Annotated in this window: 13 protein-coding genes and 1 pseudogene; 9 read left to right on the top strand and 5 right to left on the bottom strand. The window is 58.0% G+C overall.

The window, feature by feature from the left end; genetic code table 11:
- Positions 1-9: 9 nt before the first annotated feature.
- Positions 10-1248 (bottom strand): membrane integrity lipid transport subunit YebS, encoded by a 1239-nt coding sequence (gene yebS, locus CPA59_RS12825; protein WP_159077944.1) that lies wholly within the window; start codon positions 1246-1248, stop codon positions 10-12.
- Positions 1249-1547: 299 nt separating this feature from the next.
- On the opposite strand from yebS, the gene CPA59_RS12820 reads away from it, so the two are divergent.
- The 4 genes and pseudogenes from CPA59_RS12820 to CPA59_RS12805 all read left to right on the top strand — a co-directional run bounded on the left by CPA59_RS12820 (position 1548) and on the right by CPA59_RS12805 (position 6077).
- Positions 1548-2054: a GAF domain-containing protein gene (locus CPA59_RS12820; protein ID WP_038919300.1), complete on the top strand. Its 507-nt coding sequence runs from the start codon at positions 1548-1550 to the stop codon at positions 2052-2054.
- An 84-nt stretch (positions 2055-2138) separates the two neighbouring features.
- Complete coding sequence (gene proQ, locus CPA59_RS12815) at positions 2139-2870, top strand: RNA chaperone ProQ (RefSeq protein WP_038658037.1); 732 nt, start codon at positions 2139-2141, stop codon at positions 2868-2870.
- 19 nt (positions 2871-2889) lie between these two features.
- On the top strand, positions 2890-4911 hold the full coding sequence (gene prc, locus CPA59_RS12810) for a carboxy terminal-processing peptidase (RefSeq protein WP_038919299.1): 2022 nt from the start codon (positions 2890-2892) through the stop codon (positions 4909-4911).
- 112 nt (positions 4912-5023) lie between these two features.
- A pseudogene (locus CPA59_RS12805) lies at positions 5024-6077 on the top strand (IS3 family transposase).
- An 80-nt stretch (positions 6078-6157) separates the two neighbouring features.
- Here the strand turns inward: CPA59_RS12805 and CPA59_RS12800 are convergent.
- From CPA59_RS12800 to narX, 4 genes are all read right to left on the bottom strand, one after another.
- Entirely contained in the window at positions 6158-7213 is a 1056-nt protein-coding gene (locus CPA59_RS12800; RefSeq protein WP_038919297.1) for a DUF481 domain-containing protein, read from the bottom strand.
- Between the two features lie 229 nt (positions 7214-7442).
- Entirely contained in the window at positions 7443-8711 is a 1269-nt protein-coding gene (locus tag CPA59_RS12795; protein ID WP_049854099.1) for an acyltransferase, read from the bottom strand.
- Between the two features lie 259 nt (positions 8712-8970).
- A complete protein-coding gene (gene narL, locus CPA59_RS12790) occupies positions 8971-9618 on the bottom strand; it encodes a two-component system response regulator NarL (protein WP_038658044.1) in 648 nt (215 codons plus the stop codon).
- Complete coding sequence (gene narX / locus CPA59_RS12785; RefSeq protein ID WP_107759590.1) at positions 9611-11422, bottom strand: nitrate/nitrite two-component system sensor histidine kinase NarX; 1812 nt, start codon at positions 11420-11422, stop codon at positions 9611-9613. Before narX ends, narL begins: the two co-directional genes overlap by 8 nt.
- 418 nt (positions 11423-11840) lie before the next feature.
- Here narX and CPA59_RS12780 point away from each other — a divergent pair, with 418 nt between their 5' ends.
- The 5 genes from CPA59_RS12780 (at position 11841) to narI (ending at position 20623) form a co-directional block, all read left to right on the top strand.
- Positions 11841-13232 (top strand): NarK family nitrate/nitrite MFS transporter, encoded by a 1392-nt coding sequence (locus CPA59_RS12780; RefSeq protein ID WP_038919294.1) that lies wholly within the window; start codon positions 11841-11843, stop codon positions 13230-13232.
- 647 nt (positions 13233-13879) lie between these two features.
- A complete protein-coding gene (locus tag CPA59_RS12775) occupies positions 13880-17668 on the top strand; it encodes a nitrate reductase subunit alpha (protein ID WP_049854097.1) in 3789 nt (1262 codons plus the stop codon).
- Positions 17668-19230 carry a nitrate reductase subunit beta gene (gene narH / locus CPA59_RS12770; protein ID WP_038658052.1) on the top strand — a complete coding sequence of 521 codons (1563 nt, stop codon included), beginning with the start codon at positions 17668-17670 and terminating at the stop codon, positions 19228-19230. Before CPA59_RS12775 ends, narH begins: the two co-directional genes overlap by 1 nt.
- Entirely contained in the window at positions 19227-19946 is a 720-nt protein-coding gene (gene narJ, locus CPA59_RS12765) for a nitrate reductase molybdenum cofactor assembly chaperone (RefSeq protein WP_038919292.1), read from the top strand. Before narH ends, narJ begins: the two co-directional genes overlap by 4 nt.
- The gene (gene narI, locus CPA59_RS12760) at positions 19946-20623 is read left to right on the top strand and encodes a respiratory nitrate reductase subunit gamma (protein ID WP_038658056.1); all 678 of its coding nucleotides are present in this window, start codon (positions 19946-19948) and stop codon (positions 20621-20623) included. Before narJ ends, narI begins: the two co-directional genes overlap by 1 nt.
- Positions 20624-20694 lie beyond the last annotated feature (71 nt).

Below are 20694 nucleotides of genomic sequence, written 5' to 3'. Positions count from 1 at the left end.
CTACGATTATTAATCGTTATCCCACATCAGTCGGCTATCCAGCCACTCGACAGACAATATTGTCAGAATAACGGCGGCGCCAAAATAGAACGCCGCCGGTCCCATGGTAAAAGCAAGCAATTGGTCGCGGTTAACCAGCGACATGGTCAGGGCGATCACGAACAGATCGAGCATCGACCAGCGCCCGATCCAGGTCATCAGGCGCAGCAGCCGCATGCGCGTCATTAGGCTGTGTTTGACCCGAAAATGAATACTCAGCAGCAAAGTTGAGGTAATGAGCACCTTGCTGAACGGCACCAGAATACTGGCGATAAAAACCACCAGCGCCACGGGGACATTCCCGGCGGCCAGCGACATAATTCCTGAAAAAATCGTGTCTTCCCGGCGAACGCCGTTGACGTAAATCACCGATATCGGCAGCAGATTGGCGGGAAACAGCAGGATCACGGAGGTAATCAGCGCGGCCCAGGATTTCTGCAGGCTATAGGGGCGGCGCAGCGTCAGCGGAATATGACAGCGGCGGCAGCGGCCCCGGTGGTCCGGCGCGCCGGTGAAGCGGCAGGACAGGCAGACCAGCGCCTGCGACGAGGCCGGAGCGGCGCGCTGCGGATAGAAGCGTTGCCAGAGTTGTTCGGGATTAAGATGAATCAGGGTCAGCAGACTGAGCGCCATCAGCGCCAGAAACGCCAGCAGGCCGTTGCCGGGCAGCACCTCGGAAAACTCGCGCACCTTAATCGAGGCGACCGCCAGACCGACCAGATACACATCCAGCATGACCCACTCTTTCAGGCGCTCAAACAGCAACAGCACCGGGCGCAGGTTCATGCCGACCCGCGGGGCGAAGAACAGATACAGCAGGGCGAATACCAGCGTCACCGGCGCGCCGATGATACAAAACGCCACCATGCTGGCGGTGACCGGGTGGCCCTGACGGGTCATTTGCCAGATGCCTTCCAGCAGGCTGGCGTTAATCGACACCCCCAGCAGCCGGATATTGATCAACGGCTCGGTATAGGCGAAGGGCATTAGCACCAGCATGGCGAGCGCCATCGCCACCAGTCGAACAATCGGCCAGTCGCGGCCGCTGGCGATATGCGCCGCGCAGCGCGGGCAGTGGCCGTGCTGATGGCGTTTGAGCCGGGGCAGCGTGAACAGCAGGTCGCATTGCGGGCAACGTTGAAGCCGCCGCGGCGCGGCAGGCGGGGAATCAGCCGGCCCGGCGGACGGGGCGGCGTTATAAATTTTCATATTTCCTGCGGGCAGGTTAACAGGACAGGTATTATCATAGTGTAACTGAATGATGGACGACACAAAATCACTGCTACCCTTGTCAGTTGACATTGATGGCGTCACCAGGCGGTAGCCCGTACGGCAAGGACAGGATGCCAGGCGGAAAGGTATAACCCGCTGTCCTGTGACGGCGCCGTGCGGTGAAGGTTGGGCTAACAAGAGAAATCCTGTAGCATCCTGATCCGAAACTTTATTAATGTGCTGCGGGCGTCAGCCGTCAGGCGGTCCGTAAAGACAATTTCTGCCTATTACAAGCTATGAAAAAAGAACAATTCTACGATGAGCTGGTGCGTGATCTGACGGCGCTGATTGCCGGTGAAGATCGCTTCATCACGATATTATCAAACAGCAGCGCGTTACTGTTTGAACGACTGGATGGTGTGAATTGGGCCGGCTTTTACCTGCTGGACGGCGATACGTTGTTTCTGGGGCCGTTTCAGGGGCGCCCGGCCTGCGTGCGTATTCCGGCGGGAAAAGGGGTCTGTGGTCGGGCGGTTGCGGAAAACCGCGTGCAGCGGGTCGGCGATGTGCATGAATTTCCCGGTCATATCGCCTGCGATGCCGCCAGCAATGCCGAAATTGTGTTACCGCTGACGGTCGACGGGCAGTTGATTGGCGTACTGGATATCGACAGCACCATTCATCACCGTTTTGATGCCGTGGACGAAGACGGGCTGAATGCTGTGACGGCCGCGCTATGCCGCCAGTTGTCACAGAGCGACGTGCTGGCTTTCATCAATTCTCTTACGTTGCGACAAGGATAACGTAGCAATTGCCGATGGCGTCATTATAATGACGCCTGTTCATGCCTGCGCTGGTTGGCAAACCCGTTGTAATCAGGAAATTTCATGGAAAATCAACCTAAGTTGAACAGTAGTAAAGAAGTGATCGCCTATCTGGCAGAGCGTTTTCCGCTTTGTTTCACACTTGAAGGCGAAGCGCGTCCGTTAAAGATTGGTATTTTTCAGGATCTGGTCGAACGCGTGTCCGAATCTGAACACGTCAGCAAGACGCAGCTGCGTTCCGCACTCCGTCTTTACACGTCAAGCTGGCGCTATCTGTATGGCGTCAAACTGGGCGCCCAGCGCGTCGATCTTGATGGCAATTCGTGCGGCGAGCTTGAGCAGCAGCATGTAGAACATGCGCGCAAGCAGCTGGAAGAGGCCAAAGCCCGCGTTCAGGCCCAGCGGGCGGAGCAGCAGGCGAAGAAACGCGAGTCCGGCGAAGCCGAACCCTCCCGTCCGCGTCCGGCTGGCGGCAGAAATGCCCCGCGTCGTGAGCGTGATGCCGCCGGCGCCGCGCCGCGCAAGCCGCGTTCTTCCTCTTCCCGTTCCGCACAGACTGCTTCTCCGTCATCCGAAAAATCCCAACCCCGTCAGCCTAAAGCGGCCCGAGCGGTGCAACCGGAACGGCAGGCGGTGACGGATATTTCCAGCCTGCAAATCGGCCAGGAAATCAAAGTCAGGGCTGGCAAAAACGCCATGGATGCCACTGTGCTTGAGATCGCCAAAGATGGAGTCAGGGTACAGCTGGCTTCCGGACTGGCGATGATCGTACGCGCAGAACATTTGCAGTTCTGATACGGAGGCCAACCTGGGCATGAACAAATTTGTCAAAGCAGCGGCTTTAATCTGGCTTTTGCTGTCTGGATGCAGTTTTGCCAGTGAGAATATCACCCGCGCGGATCAAATCCCCCAATTGCAGCCGGAAGCGCAGCATTCCACCGTTAGCGAACGCGTCGCGTCGCGTTTCCTGCGTTCCCACTATCGCCAGTTCATGTTGGATGCGCAGTTTTCCGGCAAGATTTTTGATCGTTACCTCAACATGCTGGATTACAGCCATAACGTGCTGCTGGCTTCCGACGTGGCGCAATTTTCCGGTCAGAAAGGCGAGTTGGGCGACGATCTGAAAAGCGGCAAACTCAGCCTGCCGTACGCCATGTACAATCTGGCCCAGAAGCGCCGTTTCGAACGTTACCAGTACGCGCTGACGCTGCTGGAAAAACCGATCAGCCTGAACGGCAACGATGCTATCGATCTCGATCGCGCCAAGGCGCCCTGGCCGCAAAGCGTGGATGAGCTTAACGCGTTGTGGGACGCCAAGGTCAAATATGACTGGCTGAGCCTGAAGTTGACCGGCAAGGCCGATGCGGAAATCAAGGAAACGCTGACCAAACGTTATCAGTTTGCGATTCGCCGTCTGGTGCAGACCAACAGCGAAGACGTGTTTCAGCTGATCATGAACGCCTTCGCGCGGGAAATCGATCCGCACACCAGTTATCTGTCGCCGCGCAATACCGAGCAGTTCAATACCGAGATGAGCCTGTCGCTGGAAGGCATCGGCGCGGTGCTGCAGATGGATGAAGATTACACCGTGATCAACTCCATGGTGCCGGGCGGCCCGGCGGCGAAAAGCAAACGCATCAGCGTTGGCGATCGCATCGTGGGCGTCGGTCAGGCCGGCAAGCCGATGGTGGATGTGATCGGCTGGCGTCTGGATGACGTGGTGGCGTTGATCAAAGGGCCGAAAGGCAGCAAGGTGCGTCTGGAAGTGCTGCCGGCCGGCAAAGGCACCAAAACGCAAACCATTACCCTGACCCGTGAACGTATCCGGCTGGAAGATCGCGCGGTGAAAATGTCGATCAAGGATGCGGGTAAAGACAAGGTCGGCGTACTGGATATCCCCGGTTTCTACGTCGGGTTGACGGATGATGTGAAAGTGCAGTTGCAGAAGCTTGAGAAAGAGCATGTCAGCAGCATCATCATTGACCTGCGCGGCAACGGCGGCGGCGCGCTGACGGAAGCGGTCAGTCTGTCAGGGCTGTTCATTCCCACCGGGCCGGTAGTGCAGGTGCGCGACAACAACGGCAAAGTGCGTGAAGACAGCGATACCGACGACACTATCTATTACAAAGGTCCGTTGGTGGTGCTGGTCGATCGCTTTAGCGCCTCGGCGTCGGAAATTTTCGCGGCGGCGATGCAGGACTACGGCCGCGCGCTGATTGTCGGCGAGCCGACCTTCGGTAAGGGTACGGTGCAACAATACCGTTCGCTCAACCGCATTTACGATCAGATGCTGCGCCCGGAATGGCCAGCGCTGGGTTCGGTGCAATACACCATCCAGAAGTTCTATCGTATCAATGGCGGCAGCACCCAGCGTAAAGGGGTCACGCCTGATATCGTGATGCCGACCGGCAACGAGATGGTGGATACCGGCGAGAAGTTTGAAGACAACGCCTTGCCGTGGGACAGCATCAAGCCGGCCAGCTATACGGTGATGGGCGACATGAAACCGCTGTTGCCGGGGCTGCTCGACCAGCATAACGCGCGTATCGCCAAGGATCCGGAGTTCCAGTACATCCAGCAGGATGTGGCCCGGTACCAGGAGCTGAAAGAGAAGCGCAACCACGTGTCGTTGAATCTGGCTCAACGCCAGAAAGAAAACAACGAAGACGAAGCTACGCGTCTGCAGCGCATCAACGATCGACTGAAGCGTCAGGGTAAACCGCCGTTGAAAACGCTGGATGATTTGCCGAAGGATTATCAGGATCCGGACGCTTACCTGAATGAAACCGTCCAGATTGCGGAAGACCTGTCTAAACAGGAACCGAAACCGCAGTAAAGGCGAGCGGTAGCACTAAAGAAAAGCCCGGTGAGAAAACCGGGCTTTTTTATGGGTGATGATCCGTCCTGAATAGCGTTGACACGTTCCTGACTTAAATCTGGAGAACGTGATGATGACTGAGTTCAAACGTACCCAACGTGATTATCCTCTATCCTTTAAAATAGCCGTCGTTGAGCAAGTCGAAAAAGGCGAAATGACCTACAAACAGGCTCAGCAACGATACGGTATTCAGGGGCGCTCCACTGTCCTTGTCTGGCTGCGTAAATACGGCCGGCTTGACTGGAGCCCCGGACTTCCGAATTTGGTGAAGAGGAAATTGCTTGTGGCTCAGACAAATACACCACTCACCCCCGAGCAAAGAATCAAAGAGCTTGAAGAACAGCTTGAGCTGGCGAACCAGAAGGCTGAGTTTTTTGAGTCGGTTATCAATGTCCTGAAAAATGATTACGGGGTGAGTGTCGTAAAAAAGCGGCCCGGCAAGTCCTTGCTCAAGGTCAGACCTCAAAAATAACCGTTACGCGCGCCTGCCAATTTCTGGGTCACAGCAGACAGGCATGGTATCAGTACAATGCCCGCTGCAATCAACGACATGCACACCATAGTAAGGTCCTTGATGTTATTGCCCGGATCCGGTGCCGCCAGCCGAGGATCGGCACACGTAAACTGCACCATCTATTGAACAGTCACCCGGACAAGACACTGAAGGCACGGTTTATCTGAGTCTGGTCACTGATGCCTGCTCAAGAAAAATCATGGGTTATCATGTGGATGAAAACCTGCACACTGAAAATGTAGTAAAAGCGTTCAAACAGGCACTGCGGCAAAGGCAAACAGAAGGCCCTCTGATACATCACTCAGACAAGGGGATACAATACTGTTCAGCACTTTATCAGTCAGTGCATAAAGAATACGGAATAACCTGTTCGATGACAGATGGTTACGACTGCTACCAGAATGCACTGGCGGAACGAATAAACGGGATCCTGAAGAGTGAATTTTTACTCTCACGTCCGGCCGATCTGGCACAGGCAAGGAAAATGGTGAAAGAGTCTGTAGCAATTTATAACCATGAACGGCCACATCTGGCCCTGAAATACAAAACGCCTGATGAAGTTCATCAGGCGTTTTGCGGGCAAACAACTGTCAACCTATATCAGGACTAGTCATGAAACTTTTTATGGACCGAACACACGGTGGTACAGGGAAACGGTTCCTGCGGCAATCGCAGGAACCGGGCCGGAAATTACCAGCCGACGCCCAGACCCAGCGAGTACAGGGTATCGTTGACGTTACCCTGAACGCTTTCGGTACGGTTGCGGGATACCTTCATGCTGACGGATGACCAGTCGGTAACCTTGAGGCGCAGACCGGCGCCAGCTTTGAAGTAGAGCGGGGTGGTGCTGTCAAACGAGCGGCCCACTTCGCCATCGGTGAACAATTCGGTGCGCTTGCTGAACAGGAAGCGATCATAGTTCCACTTCAGGCCGCCGGAGTAGAAATTGTCTTCGCTGTTGTTCTGATAAGTAAAGGTCTGGGAGTTCACCAGCGTGGTGACGGAGAAGGAACCCAGATCGTTATCCCAGAACTGGTAACCCGGACCGGTACCGACGGAGCGGTTGATCTTGATGTTTTCCACCCAGTCGCGTTTGTATTCATAACGGCCCTGCCAGAACCAGTGCTCGTCGATGAATTTATCCAGCGCGTATTCGCCGGCGGCGTTTTTGGTGCTCTCCACATTGTCTTCTTTGGTCATGTGGTAGCTGGCATCCAGATTGTGACGCCAGGTGCCGTGACGCAGGCGGGTGTTCAATGTGACATCGCGGTTGTCGGTTTCGGTGGAGCTTTTCTTGTGGGCCAGGCTGACATCAACGTTGCCTTTCCAGGAGAAATCTTCCACCCAGCGGCGCGGCACCACCATTGAGTTGATGTCAGACAGTGGCAGGGTTTCCTGACCGGCGCTGACCTGCTGGCCATCTACGCTTGCCGGCTGGGCAACGATGGCGCGTGAACTGTCGGATGCCTTGATGGACGGGTAGAGCACGCCTTTTTCGTAGCGTTGTCCCTGAATTACCATCCCGTGGTCGGTCTGGAAGGTTTTGACTTTGTCCCAGGTGACCGACACGGTGTCGGCATAGTCGGTTTTGATGAATAATTTACCGCTGTCCAGCAGCGTAATCTGGCCGCTGATCTTGTCACCGTTGGTTAACCAGACGGTGTCCGCATGGCTGGTGGAAATGCCTGCGGCGCTGAGGGCGATAAACAGACTCAGCGACGAAAGTGCGTGTTTGGAATGTGTCATGATGTCAGATAAAACAGTGGGTGACTAAAAGTGAAAGACGCCGTTCAGACGGTCTGCCGATGCATCGATGTACCGGTTTTTTCCGGCGAGGCAAACATTAACAGGAATCGCGCTGCGCCTCTAGGTATAAGTGTCCCATAATTAGAATGGAAATTGTTATAAACCGTGCGATTAATGATTTACGGCTATAACGGTGATGACGATCACATCACCGCGATAGCCGTTATCATCAGGCTGCGCTGCGGGAGGGTTGGAAACGGCGGCCCAGGAAACGTTCGGTCAAGGCCTGTTTCATGCGGATGACCACCTGTTCCTGAAACACCACGCACAGTGCGACAGTGGTCAGCAGGAACACGCCATAACCGGTCATGGACAGTTCGACTCGTCCGGCTGCGTCGATACAGGCCGTCCAGTCGGTGAAGCACTGCAACGGGTCGCCGCGCAACAGCTGTTCCAGCGTGCGGAACAGATTGAACAGCGGTACATGCAGGGCGAAGATCGACAGCGATGCCGCACCGAGGCGGGTGGCCCAGATTTTCAGCGTGTCGCTGTCCGGCTCGCGGAAGTGAGCGCACAGGCACACCAGCGCCACCTGCGCCGGTAACAACAGACCGTTGTGCAACAGGAAATACCAGTAGCGGTCGCCATGGGTAAACAGCCAGGTGGCGACGATAAAACTCAGGCTGATAAAGACGCCCAGCGCTTTACGCTGCATACGGCTCAGCGCCGGCAGCGTGCCGTCGCGGTATTGACGGAAAATGGCGTAGCCCAGCACCCCGGCCAGAAATTCCGGCAGACGCAGCAGGGGGCTGCGTTGCAGCAGACCGGTGTAAGGCGCGCCATATAATTGATGCCAGACAACCCATATCGGCGGCAGCAGGTACAGCACAAACATCGCGATCAGCCACAGGCGCGGGTAACGGCTGCCTAAAAGCCGCGGCGCCAGCAGCGGGAACAGTAGATAAAAGAAGAACAGCGTCGAAACCGACCACAACGGCGCGTTGAACGTCAGAAAATAAGGGTTCCACGCCTGCAGCATCAGTAATTGCAGCAAGCCGTTAAAAGCCAGTTGAGCATTGTCCATGTAATGACGCAATGTCTCCGGCGCGACGCTGGGGTCGTTGCTGTCGTAAATGACGAAGCGGGCGCTGGCGACCTGGCCTTCCGGCGGAATCGCCAGCCAGTGCATCAGGCTGACCACCACGATGGATGACACCAGCCCGATGATATGGATCGGGTAAAGGTTAAAGAACCGTTTGGCCAAAAAGTGTCGGGCAGGCTCCCGCAACTGGCCGTCACGCAGATAAACGTGCGTCAGCAGAAAGCCGGATAACACAAAAAAAGTACTGGTGGCGAAGAACCCCATGCTGGTCAGTTCGTTCATAAAGAGGATCTTTTCGCGCTGTGGATAGATATGTACGGTGTGATAGACCATGACATAACATCCAAGTAGAAACCGGAGCCATTCCAGTCCAATAAATCGTTCTCTGACTTTCATTCTCTTTTTCCTCCGGTTAAGCCTGGCGAAAGCGCAATGAAACGCCGAACAAGGTGAGTCTAGGAAAGGAATATGGGGAAATATCTAGGAAAATGGCGATAAAGTACTAAAAACCATGATCAGGTGTTACTTTATCACCCCCAGTGCAAACAAATGTATAGAAGTGTAGGCGAGGGTATTTTACTGTAATTTCTGACATTAAAAGGTAAGGGCGACATCGCTGGCGTTATTTCGGCTGGCGGCGTCCGGCCGCCAGCGGTTAAAAAATCTTCTCCTGTACCACCCAGACAGCGGCTTCTACCCGGGAGCGCAATTTCATTTTTTTCAGCAGATGTTTGACGTGCACTTTCACCGTGCTTTCGGTGATCGTCAGCTTGCGGGCGATGACCTTGTTGGGCAGGCCCTGGGCGATCAGCTTCAGGATATCCTTTTCCCGCGGGGTCAGTTGCTGGATATCCCGCGTGTCGCTGCTGCGCGTTTCCCGCAGGCTGGCCGCCAGAACCGGCGTCAGGGCATCGCTGAGCACCATTTTGCCGGCGGCGGCCTGATGCAGCGCCACCAGCAGGTCTTCCGGCTCCATGTCCTTGAGCAGATAACCGTCGGCGCCGTTTTTAAATGCGCTGATGACATCTTCTTCGTGGTTGGAAACGGTGAACACCACGATACGCCCGGACAGTGGCGTTTCCCTCAACCGGGCCAGCGTTTCCAGCCCATTCATGCCGGGCATGTTCAGGTCCAGCAGAATCAGATCCGGATCCAGCTGTTCCGCCAGCGTAACGCCCTGCTCGCCGTGGCTGGCTTCGCCGACTACGCGCAGGTCGGGCGCCATGCTAAGCAACTGCTTGACGCCGTTGCGCAGCATCGGATGGTCGTCAATTAGCAGCACGGTGGCGGCGTCGTTAGTCATGGTGTTCTCCTGGTAATACGGGGGGCTGGCGGTAGTCTGCCAGAAAGCTGACGCAGACTTCTGTGCCGCCGGACGCAAGACGTTGAATAGTACAGTCGCCGTGCAGGCTTCGGGCGCGGTCGCGCATGATGATCAAACCGTAATGATTCGCGCGGCCGATGTCATCGCTGATGCCGATGCCGTTATCGCGCACGCGCAGCTCAATATACCGCTGCTGCTGACGCAGGGTGATGCCGACGGCTGTAGCCTGCGCATGTTTGTAAATATTGCTCAATGCCTCACGCACGATCTGCAGCAGATGGATGCCCTGATGAGCGGAAACCGCCTGTAGCGGCAGCTGGTAGTCCAGCGCGATATCGTAGCCGAGGCGCTGGCTGAATTCGTCCGCCGTGGCCCGCAACGCCGCCAGCAGACCGGACTCCGACAGTTTGAGCCGGAAGGTGGTCAGCAACTCGCGTAACTGGCGGTAGGCGGTATTGGTTTCATCGCGCATCGCGTCCAGTTGCTGTTGTATCTCCGGCGTCAGCGCGGTGTGCTGCATCTGCAGGCAACTGATCTGAATCTTCAGACAGGAGAGCGACTGGGCGATGGAGTCATGTAATTCGCGGGCGATGGTGGCGCGTTCTTCCATCAGCATCAGCTGCTGCTGATGGCTGGACTGCCGCTCCAGCGCCAGCGTGCTGGTCAGTTGCTCCAGCAAGGTATTGAACAACTGGTGTTGGTCGGGCGTCAGCTGCTGGTGATCGGGCAGCCGCGCCAGCACCACGCCGTAATGGCCGAGCTTGTCGTGCAGATCCCAGCTTACCGGTTTGCCTTCGGTCGCCATGCGGGGCGGGGCAAGGCGATCGCAGCGTTGGCAGTGACTGTCCGGGCAGGCGTCGGGGTCGGGAATGTGCGTCAGGCTGGAGGGCGTCACATGCGCCTGATGATTGTCTTCATAGAGCTGTAAGCGGATATCGGACAGCGGCATCAGCGCGCTCAGCTCGTCCAGCACCGGCAGCAGTCGGCTGCAGAGCGGCGCGCTGGTATGCAGCTGGCGGCTGGCGCGATAGAGAAACGCCAGCGTGTCGTTCTTCTGTTGCAGGTCAGCGGTCTTTTCCGCCACCCGCCGTTCCAGATCGCGGTACATCGCCGACAGCTCATCCGACATATTGTTCAGCGCCTGCGCCAGCGTGCTCATTTCATCCTGACCGCGCAGCGTCACCCGCTGATGGAATTCGCCCTGACCGATGGCCTGCGCCATCGACACCAACTTACGCCAGGGGGCCAGCAAGCGGTGGCGCAAATAGAAAAAGGTGATCAGCAATAGCGACAGCATGATGCCGATGAAAACGCGCTGCACCAGCGTCACCAGCCGCAGGTGCGCCTCGGTTTTCTGGTCGATGGCCAGCACCAGCGTATCCAGATGGTGGACAAAATCGGCCACCGCGGCGGCGGCGTCGGTCGGGCGTTCGGCCTGGCGCAGGCGCGGTTTAAGCTGCTCCGCCCAGTAATGGCGTAGGGTGCTGAATTGGTCGCTCAGCCCCTCGCGCACCACCGCCTGACGCAGGTCGTCGTCGTTTTCATCCTGCTCCAGCTCCTGCAAATAGCGCTCGCCGCCGGCGTCGAGCGGCACCATCGACAGTAGCCGGTAGCTCTGCATGCGCAGAGAGCCGGCGGTATTGATGGCGTGCGCATTGCCCTGAATGCTTTGCGACATCCAACTGGAAACCGCCATGCCCGCAATCCCCAACAGACCCTGCAGCAACATCAGCAACGCCACCTGATTGACCAGCGAGAGTGGAAGCCGAAAGCGTCTGAACATCGGGAAACCGCCTGTGACGAAAGTGGAAACGCGTTTGTGTGATAAAACTGTACTGCGGGTATGGTGTTACGCGTTGATGGAGATCGACAAAAAACCGAACCCTGCTGCCTGCCGTGAGAACAGCCTCACGCATCACAAGGTCATTTTTTCTTATTTTCAGGGGTAACCCTATACCCCTAAAGAGGTACCTCCCAATTTCCACAAGGGGGAGGCGGTGAGTACAGTGACAAAATAAATGACTATAACAGTATGAAACTATGACATTAACTTGTCATTATCGCTTACCTATTTGGGAGGGGGCGCAAAAGAGACGCATTTTTTTACCCAACAACCTGTTGATGTATATCAACTTTGCCCCGGTCATACCTTCTAATGTGGCGCGTAGTGTTATAGGCATTTTTACTGACCGAGGCTTTTTATGACGCAGTCAACCATTACGCCAGGCGCTTCACGGCAGACTGTTATCCGGGAATGGCGCCCGGAAGACGTTCAGTTCTGGCAAACACAGGGGCGCGGTATCGCCCAGCGCAACCTGTGGATTTCAATTCCTTGTCTGTTGCTGGCTTTCTGTGTCTGGATGTTGTTCAGCACCGTGGCCGTCAACCTGAACAAGGTTGGGTTCCATTTCACTACCGACCAGCTGTTTATGCTGACCGCCTTGCCGTCGGTATCCGGCGCGCTGCTGCGGGTGCCGTATTCGTTCATTATTCCACTGGCGGGCGGGCGCCGCTGGACCACCTTCAGTACGCTGATTCTTATCATCCCGTGCGTGTGGCTGGGGTTCGTGGTGCAGGATCCGCAGACGCCCTACGGCGTATTCATCATTATCTCGTTGCTGTGCGGGTTCGCCGGCGCCAATTTTGCCTCCAGCATGGCTAACATCAGCTTCTTTTTTCCCAAGGCGCAGCAGGGCAGCGCGCTGGGCCTGAATGGCGGCTTTGGTAATCTGGGCGTTAGCGTGATGCAGTTACTGGTGCCGGTGGTGATTTTTCTGCCGGTGCTGAGTTTTACCGGCAATGGCGTGGCGCAGCCGGACGGCGGTCAGGTCTGGTTGCAGAATGCGCCCTGGGTGTGGGTGCCGCTGCTGCTTATCGCGTCGGCGGCGGCCTGGTTCGGCATGAACGATCTGTCCACCGCCAAAGCGTCGCTCCGCCAGCAGTTGCCGGTGCTCAAACGGGCGCACTTGTGGATCCTCAGCGTACTGTATCTGTCGGCGTTCGGCTCTTTTATCGGTTTTTCCGCCGGTTTCGCCATGCTGTCGAAAACCCAGTTCCCGGATGTGATTATCCTGCATTACGCCTTTTGCGGTCCGTTGTTGGGGGCGCTGGCGCGTCCGGTGGGCGGCATGCTGTCGGACCGCTTCGGCGGCGTGCGGGTGACGCTGATCAATTTCGTGCTGATGGCGATCCTGTCCGTGCTGTTGTTCACCGCGTTGCCGGGTGACAATCAGCCCGGTTCCTTCCTGCTGTTCTTCGGTATCTTCATGCTGTTGTTTTTAACGGCCGGGCTGGGAAGCGGGTCGACCTTCCAGATGATCGCGGTGATTTTCCGCGGGCTGACAGTGGCGAGGGTGACCGCAGCAGGCGGCGGCGAAGATGAAGCGCAGCGCAGCGCGGTGACCGATACCGCCGCGGCGCTGGGATTTATTTCCGCCATCGGCGCTATCGGCGGCTTTTTTATCCCGAAAGCGTTCGGCACCTCGCTGGCGTTGACCGGCTCGCCCGCCGGCGCCATGAAGATCTTCGTGGTGTTTTACGTGGCCTGCGTGGTTATCACCTGGCTGTGTTACGGACGTAAAGCCCGCGCCTGATCGCCGAACAATGCTATTTATCGCCGAGCAATGCTATTTATCGGCAAACAATGCTTTTGATCGTTGAATAATTGTTCGATGAACAATCCTACCGCGTTGAGGCCGTGAAACCTCAACGCGGTAGCGTTTCCGCACGCTTTCATCCCATCCACCCATCCACCCATCCACGCCATAATCCTACATGCTCGTTCTTGGGCTGCTTTTGTGCCCGATTACCGATCTTAAATCTTCCTGCCATCTGTAGCGGCGTTTACACCTGCCACGGCCTTACTCTGCCGCAGAATTGACCGGCTTACATTTACCACCCACTTATGGCTGCACTCATTCAGGCTAAAGCGTCGGGGTGAAAAACCGGTTTTGGTCGCCTGATACGACCTACTACCTCCAAATAGTCACCGGGGGTGAGTATCCTCTTCCCTGATCATTGCGTATCAATAAATTCCATTAATTATCAGTCTATTGGGTTGTTTTTTTCGCGTAATCCTTTGGTGGTATCTCCGCTGTTCCCCGCGTAAACCGGCCCGGGCTGGCTTGATCGCTGTCAATTCTGGCACTTATCCGGCTGGCTACCCTACGCCTCAGTGAGCAAAACCCACGTGTACTTCATAACGACAGGAACCGTCAGGTTCCGCAGCAGGAGAGTCCGGATGAGCAAATTTCTTGACCGGTTACGTTATTTCAAACAGGTGGCCGAGCCGTTTTCCGGCGATCACGGCCAGACGCTGAATACCAATCGTGACTGGGAGGACGGCTATCGCAGCCGCTGGCAACATGACAAGGTGGTGCGTTCGACGCATGGCGTCAACTGTACCGGTTCATGCAGCTGGAAGATTTACGTTAAAAACGGGCTGGTCACCTGGGAGACACAGCAAACCGATTACCCCCGCACCCGGCCGGACCTGCCGAATCACGAGCCGCGCGGCTGCCCGCGCGGCGCCAGCTATTCCTGGTATCTCTACAGCGCTAACCGGCTGAAATACCCGATGGTGCGCAAACGCCTGATGAAGCTGTGGCGCGAGGCGCGTCAGCATCATGCCGACCCGGTGGACGCCTGGGCGTCAATCGTCGGCGACGCGGGCAAAACGCGGGAATATAAGCAGGTGCGCGGGCGCGGCGGTTTTGTGCGCGCCGACTGGCAGGAGGTGAATGAACTGATCGCCGCCGCCAACGTGTATACCGCCAAAACCTTTGGCCCGGACCGGGTGATTGGCTTTTCACCGATCCCGGCGATGTCGATGGTGTCCTATGCCGCCGGCGCCCGCTATCTGTCGCTGTTGGGCGGGGTATGCCTCAGTTTTTACGACTGGTATTGCGACCTGCCGCCGGCCTCGCCGCAAACCTGGGGCGAACAGACCGACGTGCCGGAATCGGCCGACTGGTATAACGCATCGTACATCATCGCCTGGGGTTCCAACGTACCGCAGACCCGTACCCCCGATGCACACTTTTTTGCGGAAGTTCGCTATAAAGGCACCAAAACCGTTGCCATCACCCCGGATTATGCGGAAATCGCCAAGCTGTGCGATCAGTGGCTGAATCCGAAACAGGGCACCGACAGCGCGCTGGCGCTGGCGATGGGTCACGTGATCCTCAACGAATTTCATCTCAAACAGCCGCGCCAGTACTTCACCGATTACGTGCGCCGCTATACCGACATGCCGATGCTGGTGCTGCTGGAGGCGCGTGCGGATGGTAGCTACGCCGCCGGGCGTTTGCTGCGCGCCGCCGATCTGGTGGGCAACCTGGGGCAGGAGAACAACCCGGAGTGGAAAACCGTCGCGATTGACGAACCCACCGGCGAACTGGTCGCGCCGCAGGGCTCCATCGGTTATCGCTGGGGTGAGCAGGGCAAATGGAATCTGGAACAGCGTGAAGGCAGCGCCCAGCGTGATGTCAATCTGCAACTGAGCCTGCTGGGCAAGCACGACGACGTGGTGTCCGTCGGTTTCCCCTATTTTGGCGGCGCATCCAGTGAAAACTTCGCCAGCGTCGCGCTGGACGAGGTGCTGCTGCATCAACTGCCGGTCAAACGCCTGACGCTGGCCGATGGTCAGGAAGGGCTGGTCACCAGCGTTTATGACCTGACGCTCGCCAACTACGGCGTGGATCGCGGTCTGGACGACGCGCAGTGCGCGACCGGCGATGATCAGGTAACGGATTATGATCAGGTAAAAGCCTACACCCCGGCATGGGCGGAGCAGATCACCGGCGTGTCGCGTCAGAACATTATCCGCATCGCCCGTGAGTTCGCCGATAACGCCGACAAAACCCACGGCCGTTCGATGATTATCGTCGGCGCGGGTATGAACCACTGGTATCACCTCGACATGAACTACCGCGGGCTGATCAATATGCTGATCTTCTGCGGCTGCGTCGGGCAGAGCGGCGGCGGCTGGGCGCATTATGTCGGTCAGGAGAAACTGCGTCCGCAAACCGGCTGGCTGCCGCTGGCATTCGGTCTGGACTGGCAGCGCCCGCCGCGTCATATGAACAGCACCTCGTTCTTCTATAACCACTCCAGCCAGTGGCGTTACGAAACCATCGCGCCGCAGGAGCTGCTGTCGCCGCTGGCGGACCGCTCCCGTTTCAGCGGCAGCCTGATCGATTTCAACGTGCGCGCCGAACGCATGGGCTGGTTGCCGTCGGCGCCGCAGCTGGGCGCAAACCCGCTGCGTATCGCCGGGCAGGCCGCGGCCGCCGGCATGTCGCCGCAGGATTACACCGTAGCGGAACTGAAAGCCGGCCGCCTGCGTTTTGCCGCCGAGCAGCCGGATAACCCGCAAAACTTCCCGCGCAACCTGTTTATCTGGCGTTCCAACTTGCTGGGTTCATCCGGTAAGGGGCATGAGTACATGCTCAAGTACCTGCTGGGCACCGAACACGGTATTCAGGGGCAGGATTTGGGCCAGCAGGGCGGCGTGACGCCGGAAGAGGTGGAATGGCGCGAGCAGGGCGGCGAAGGCAAGCTGGATCTGGTGGTCACGCTCGATTTCCGCATGTCCAGCACCTGTCTCTATTCCGACATCGTGTTGCCGACCGCCACCTGGTATGAAAAGGACGACATGAACACCTCGGACATGCATCCGTTCATCCACCCGCTGTCGGCGGCGGTTGACCCGGCCTGGGAGTCGAAAACCGACTGGGAAATCTATAAAGGGCTGGCGAAAACCTTCTCTCGCGTCTGTCAGGGGCATCTGGGGGTGGAAACCGATGTAGTGACGCTGCCGATCCAGCATGATTCGGCGGCCGAAATGGCGCAGCCGCTGGGGGTGCAAGACTGGAAAAAAGGCGAGTGCGACCTGATTCCGGGCAAAACCGCGCCGCACATCATGACGGTAGAGCGCGACTACCCGAACCTGTATACCCGCTTTACCTCGCTCGGTCCGTTGCTGGATAAGCTGGGCAACGGCGGTAAAGGCATTAGCTGGAATACCCAGAATGAAGTCGATTTCCTCAAGCGTCTGAACCGGGTGCAGGAAGACGGCCCGGCCGCCGGCCGCCCGAGAATCGACACCGCGATAGACGCCGCCGAGGTGATTCTGTCGCTGGCGCCGGAAACCAACGGCCAGGTGGCGGTAAAAGCCTGGGCGGCGCTGAGCAAGGTCACCGGGCGCGATCACACCCATCTGGCGCACCCGAAAGAGGAAGAAAAAATCCGCTTCCGGGATATTCAGGCGCAGCCGCGCAAAATCATTTCCAGCCCGACCTGGTCCGGTCTGGAAGACGAGCATGTGTCTTACAACGCCTGTTACACCAACGTGCATGAACTGATTCCGTGGCGCACGATTTCCGGTCGCCAGCAACTGTATCAGGATCACGAGTGGATGCGCGCCTTCGGCGAAAGCCTGCTGGTGTATCGCCCGCCGGTAGATACCCGCGCGGCGCAGCCGTTGCTGAATAAAAAGCCCAACGGTAACCCGGAAAAGGCGCTCAACTTCCTGACGCCGCATCAGAAGTGGGGGATTCACTCCACCTACAGCGAAAACCTGTTGATGCTGACGCTGGGGCGCGGCGGGCCGATTGTCTGGCTGAGCGAGGATGATGCCCGCGAGCTGACCATCGCCGACAACGACTGGGTGGAAGTGTTTAACGCCAACGGCGCGCTGACCGCCCGTGCGGTGGTGAGCCAGCGTATTCCGTCCGGCATGACCATGATGTACCACGCTCAGGAGCGGCTGGTGAACCTGCCCGGCTCGGAAGTCACCGGCCAGCGCGGCGGCATTCATAACTCGGTCACGCGCGTTTGCCCGAAACCGACCCACATGATCGGCGGCTACGCCCAACTGGCGTATGGCTTTAACTACTATGGCACCGTCGGTTCCAACCGCGATGAATTCGTGGTGGTCCGCAAGATGAACCGTATCGACTGGCTGGATGAGGACAGCCATGACGACCTGTCTTCCCATGTGCAACCTCATCTGCAGGAGAAAGCCTGATGAAAATTCGTTCACAAGTCGGCATGGTGCTGAATCTGGATAAATGCATTGGCTGCCATACCTGTTCGGTGACCTGCAAGAACGTCTGGACCAGCCGCGAAGGGATGGAGTACGCCTGGTTCAATAACGTGGAAACCAAACCCGGCACCGGTTATCCGCACGCCTGGGAAGATCAGGAAAAATGGAAAGGCGGCTGGATTCGTAAAATCAACGGGCGGCTTGAGCCGCGCATGGGCAATCGCGTCGGGGTGCTGTCGAAGATTTTCGCCAACCCGGACGTCCCGACGCTGGACGATTATTACGAGCCGTTCGACTACGACTACGCCCATCTGCAACGCGCCGGTGAAAGCCGGCACCAGCCGGTGGCGCGCCCGCGTTCGCTGGTAACCGGCCAGCGCATGGAGAAGATCGAAAACGGCCCGAACTGGGAAGACGATCTGGGCGGCGAGTTCAGCAAACGTTCGCAGGACAAGAACTTCGACGACATGCAGAAAGCCATGTACGGGCAGTTCGAGAACACCTTCATGATGTACCTGCCGAGACTGTGCGAGCACTGCCTGAACCCGGCCTGTGTCGCTACCTGTCCGAGCGGCGCCATCTACAAACGGGCGGAAGACGGCATTGTGCTGATCGACCAGGATAAATGCCGCGGCTGGCGCATGTGCCTGACCGGCTGCCCGTACAAGAAAATCTATTTCAACTGGAAGAGCGGCAAGTCGGAAAAATGCATTTTCTGCTATCCGCGCATCGAATCCGGCATGCCGACGCTGTGCTCGGAAACCTGCGTCGGGCGTATCCGCTATCTGGGGGTGCTGCTGTACGATGCCGATCGTATCGAGCAGGCGGCATCGGTAGAAAGCGAAACCGATCTGTACGGTCGCCAACTGGATATTTTCCTCGACCCGCACGACCCCGAAGTGATCGCGCAGGCGCAGCGCGACGGTATTCCGCTCAGCGTGATTGACGCGGCGCAGCAGTCGCCGGTGTACAAGCTGGCGGTGGAATGGCAACTGGCGCTGCCGCTGCACCCGGAATACCGCACGCTGCCGATGGTGTGGTACGTGCCGCCGTTGTCGCCGATCCAGTCCGCCGCCGATGCGGGCAATCTGGCGCACAGCGGCGTACTGCCGGACGTGGAAAGCCTGCGTATCCCGGTGCAGTATCTGGCGAATCTGCTGACCGCGGGCGATACCCGCCCGGTACTGCGCGCGCTGCGGCGTATGCTGGCGATGCGCCATTACAAGCGGGCGCAGACGGTGGAACAGGTCACCGATGTCAGCGCGCTGGAGCAGGTGGGGCTGACGCAGGCGCAGGCCGAGGAAATGTACCGCTATCTGGCGATCGCCAACTATGAGGATCGCTTTGTGGTGCCGTCCAGCCATCGGGAACTGGCGCGGGACGCGTTTCCGGAAACCCGCGGCTGCGGCTTCAGCTTTGGCGATGGCTGCCACGGCAGCGACTCGTCGTTCAACCTGTTCAACAGCCGACGTATCGACGCTATCGACGTTACCAGCAAAACCCAGACCATGAGCAACCGGCGGATGCAGGAGAACAAGTCATGATCAGTCTTCGCGTTATCGCCCGACTGCTGGAGTATCCGGATGCGGAACTGTGGCAGCAGCGTCAGGCCATGCTGGAGGCGCTGGAACAGGCCGACGAACTGCCGCTGCGCCAAAGCGCGCAACTGCTGCAGTTCATCGCCGACTTTTATCAGGGCGACCTGCTCGACCGGCAGGCGCGCTACAGCGAACTGTTTGACCGCGGTCGCGCGTTGTCGCTGCTGCTGTTCGAACATGTGCATGGCGAGTCGCGCGACCGCGGTCAGGCGATGGTGGATTTGCTGGCGCAGTACCGTGAGGTCGGGCTGGAACTGGATTGCCGCGAACTGCCGGATTTCCTGCCGCTCTATCTGGAGTACCTGACGTTGCGCGATCCGCAGACCGTGCGCGATGGGCTGCGCGATATTGCGCCGATCCTGACGCTGTTGGCGGAGCGGTTACGCCAGCGCGACAGCGAGTATGCCCTGCTGCCGGATCTGCTGTTGGCGCTGGCGGCGATCGAGCCCTCGCGTGAATCCGTAGCGGCGAAAGTGGCGGAAGAGGCGCGCGACGACACGCCGCAGGCGCTGGATGCCGTGTGGGAAGAGGAGCAGGTCCGCTTTCTGGCCGATGCGGGCTGCGCCCCGGCGCAACAGACTGGTCACCAGCGTCGTTTCGTCGACGCGGTGGCGCCGCACTACCTGAACCTTGACGCATCACGCGCCAAAGGAGACTGCTGATGCATTATCTCAATCTGTTTTTGTTTGATATCTACCCCTACATCGCCGGCGCGGTTTTTCTGATCGGCAGTTGGCTGCGCTACGACTACGGTCAGTACAGCTGGCGCGCCGGCTCCAGCCAGATGCTGGATAAGAAAGGCATGCGGCTGGCGTCGAACCTGTTCCATCTCGGCATTCTGGGCGTGTTGGGCGGCCATTTTCTGGGCATGATGACGCCGCACTGGATGTATGAGTCGTTTTTGCCGCTGGAGATAAAACAGAAGATGGCGATGATCGGCGGCGGAACCTGCGGCGTGCTGACGCTGGTGGGCGGCGTGCTGTTGCTGAAGCGTCGGCTGACGAATCCGCGGGTGCGCGCTACCTCAACCACCGGCGATATTCTGATCCTGTCGCTGCTGGTGATTCAGGCGGCGTTGGGGCTGCTGACCATTCCGTTTTCCGCGCAACACATGGACGGCAGCGAGATGATGAAACTGGTGAACTGGGCGCAGGCGGTGGTGACGTTTCGCGGCGGCGCCTCGGCGCATCTGGATGGCGTAGCGCTGATTTTCCGCCTGCATCTGGTGCTGGGAATGACGCTGTTCCTGCTGTTCCCGTTCTGCCGGCTGGTGCATATCTGGAGCGCGCCGGTTGAGTATCTGACCCGTCGTTACCAACTGGTCAGAAACCGGCGCTAACGCCGTCTGTCATTCGGCATGGTTAACGCGATACGCTCCGGCGTATCGCGTTGTCATTTGGGGAAGAGAGA

This window comes from Dickeya sp. Secpp 1600, assembly GCF_003049805.1.
Taxonomy (GTDB): Bacteria; Pseudomonadota; Gammaproteobacteria; order Enterobacterales; family Enterobacteriaceae; genus Dickeya; species Dickeya fangzhongdai.
The sequence above is the reverse complement of the archived record's forward strand: the minus strand, read 5'-3'. Positions and strand labels throughout refer to the sequence as shown.

Excerpts from the sequence above, each read along its gene's own strand:
- prc (WP_038919299.1), top strand. The coding sequence starts at position 2,890 with ATGAACAAATTTGTCAAAGCAGCGGCTTTAATCTGGCTTTTGCTGTCT.
- narX (WP_107759590.1), bottom strand. The coding sequence starts at position 11,422 with ATGTTCAGACGCTTTCGGCTTCCACTCTCGCTGGTCAATCAGGTGGCG.
- narI (WP_038658056.1), top strand. The coding sequence starts at position 19,946 with ATGCATTATCTCAATCTGTTTTTGTTTGATATCTACCCCTACATCGCC.
- CPA59_RS12800 (WP_038919297.1), bottom strand. The coding sequence starts at position 7,213 with ATGACACATTCCAAACACGCACTTTCGTCGCTGAGTCTGTTTATCGCC.
- narL (WP_038658044.1), bottom strand. The coding sequence starts at position 9,618 with ATGACTAACGACGCCGCCACCGTGCTGCTAATTGACGACCATCCGATG.
- CPA59_RS12780 (WP_038919294.1), top strand. The coding sequence starts at position 11,841 with ATGACGCAGTCAACCATTACGCCAGGCGCTTCACGGCAGACTGTTATC.
- CPA59_RS12820 (WP_038919300.1), top strand. The coding sequence starts at position 1,548 with ATGAAAAAAGAACAATTCTACGATGAGCTGGTGCGTGATCTGACGGCG.
- CPA59_RS12795 (WP_049854099.1), bottom strand. The coding sequence starts at position 8,711 with ATGAAAGTCAGAGAACGATTTATTGGACTGGAATGGCTCCGGTTTCTA.
- narH (WP_038658052.1), top strand. The coding sequence starts at position 17,668 with ATGAAAATTCGTTCACAAGTCGGCATGGTGCTGAATCTGGATAAATGC.
- yebS (WP_159077944.1), bottom strand. The coding sequence starts at position 1,248 with ATGAAAATTTATAACGCCGCCCCGTCCGCCGGGCCGGCTGATTCCCCG.
- CPA59_RS12775 (WP_049854097.1), top strand. The coding sequence starts at position 13,880 with ATGAGCAAATTTCTTGACCGGTTACGTTATTTCAAACAGGTGGCCGAG.
- proQ (WP_038658037.1), top strand. The coding sequence starts at position 2,139 with ATGGAAAATCAACCTAAGTTGAACAGTAGTAAAGAAGTGATCGCCTAT.
- narJ (WP_038919292.1), top strand. The coding sequence starts at position 19,227 with ATGATCAGTCTTCGCGTTATCGCCCGACTGCTGGAGTATCCGGATGCG.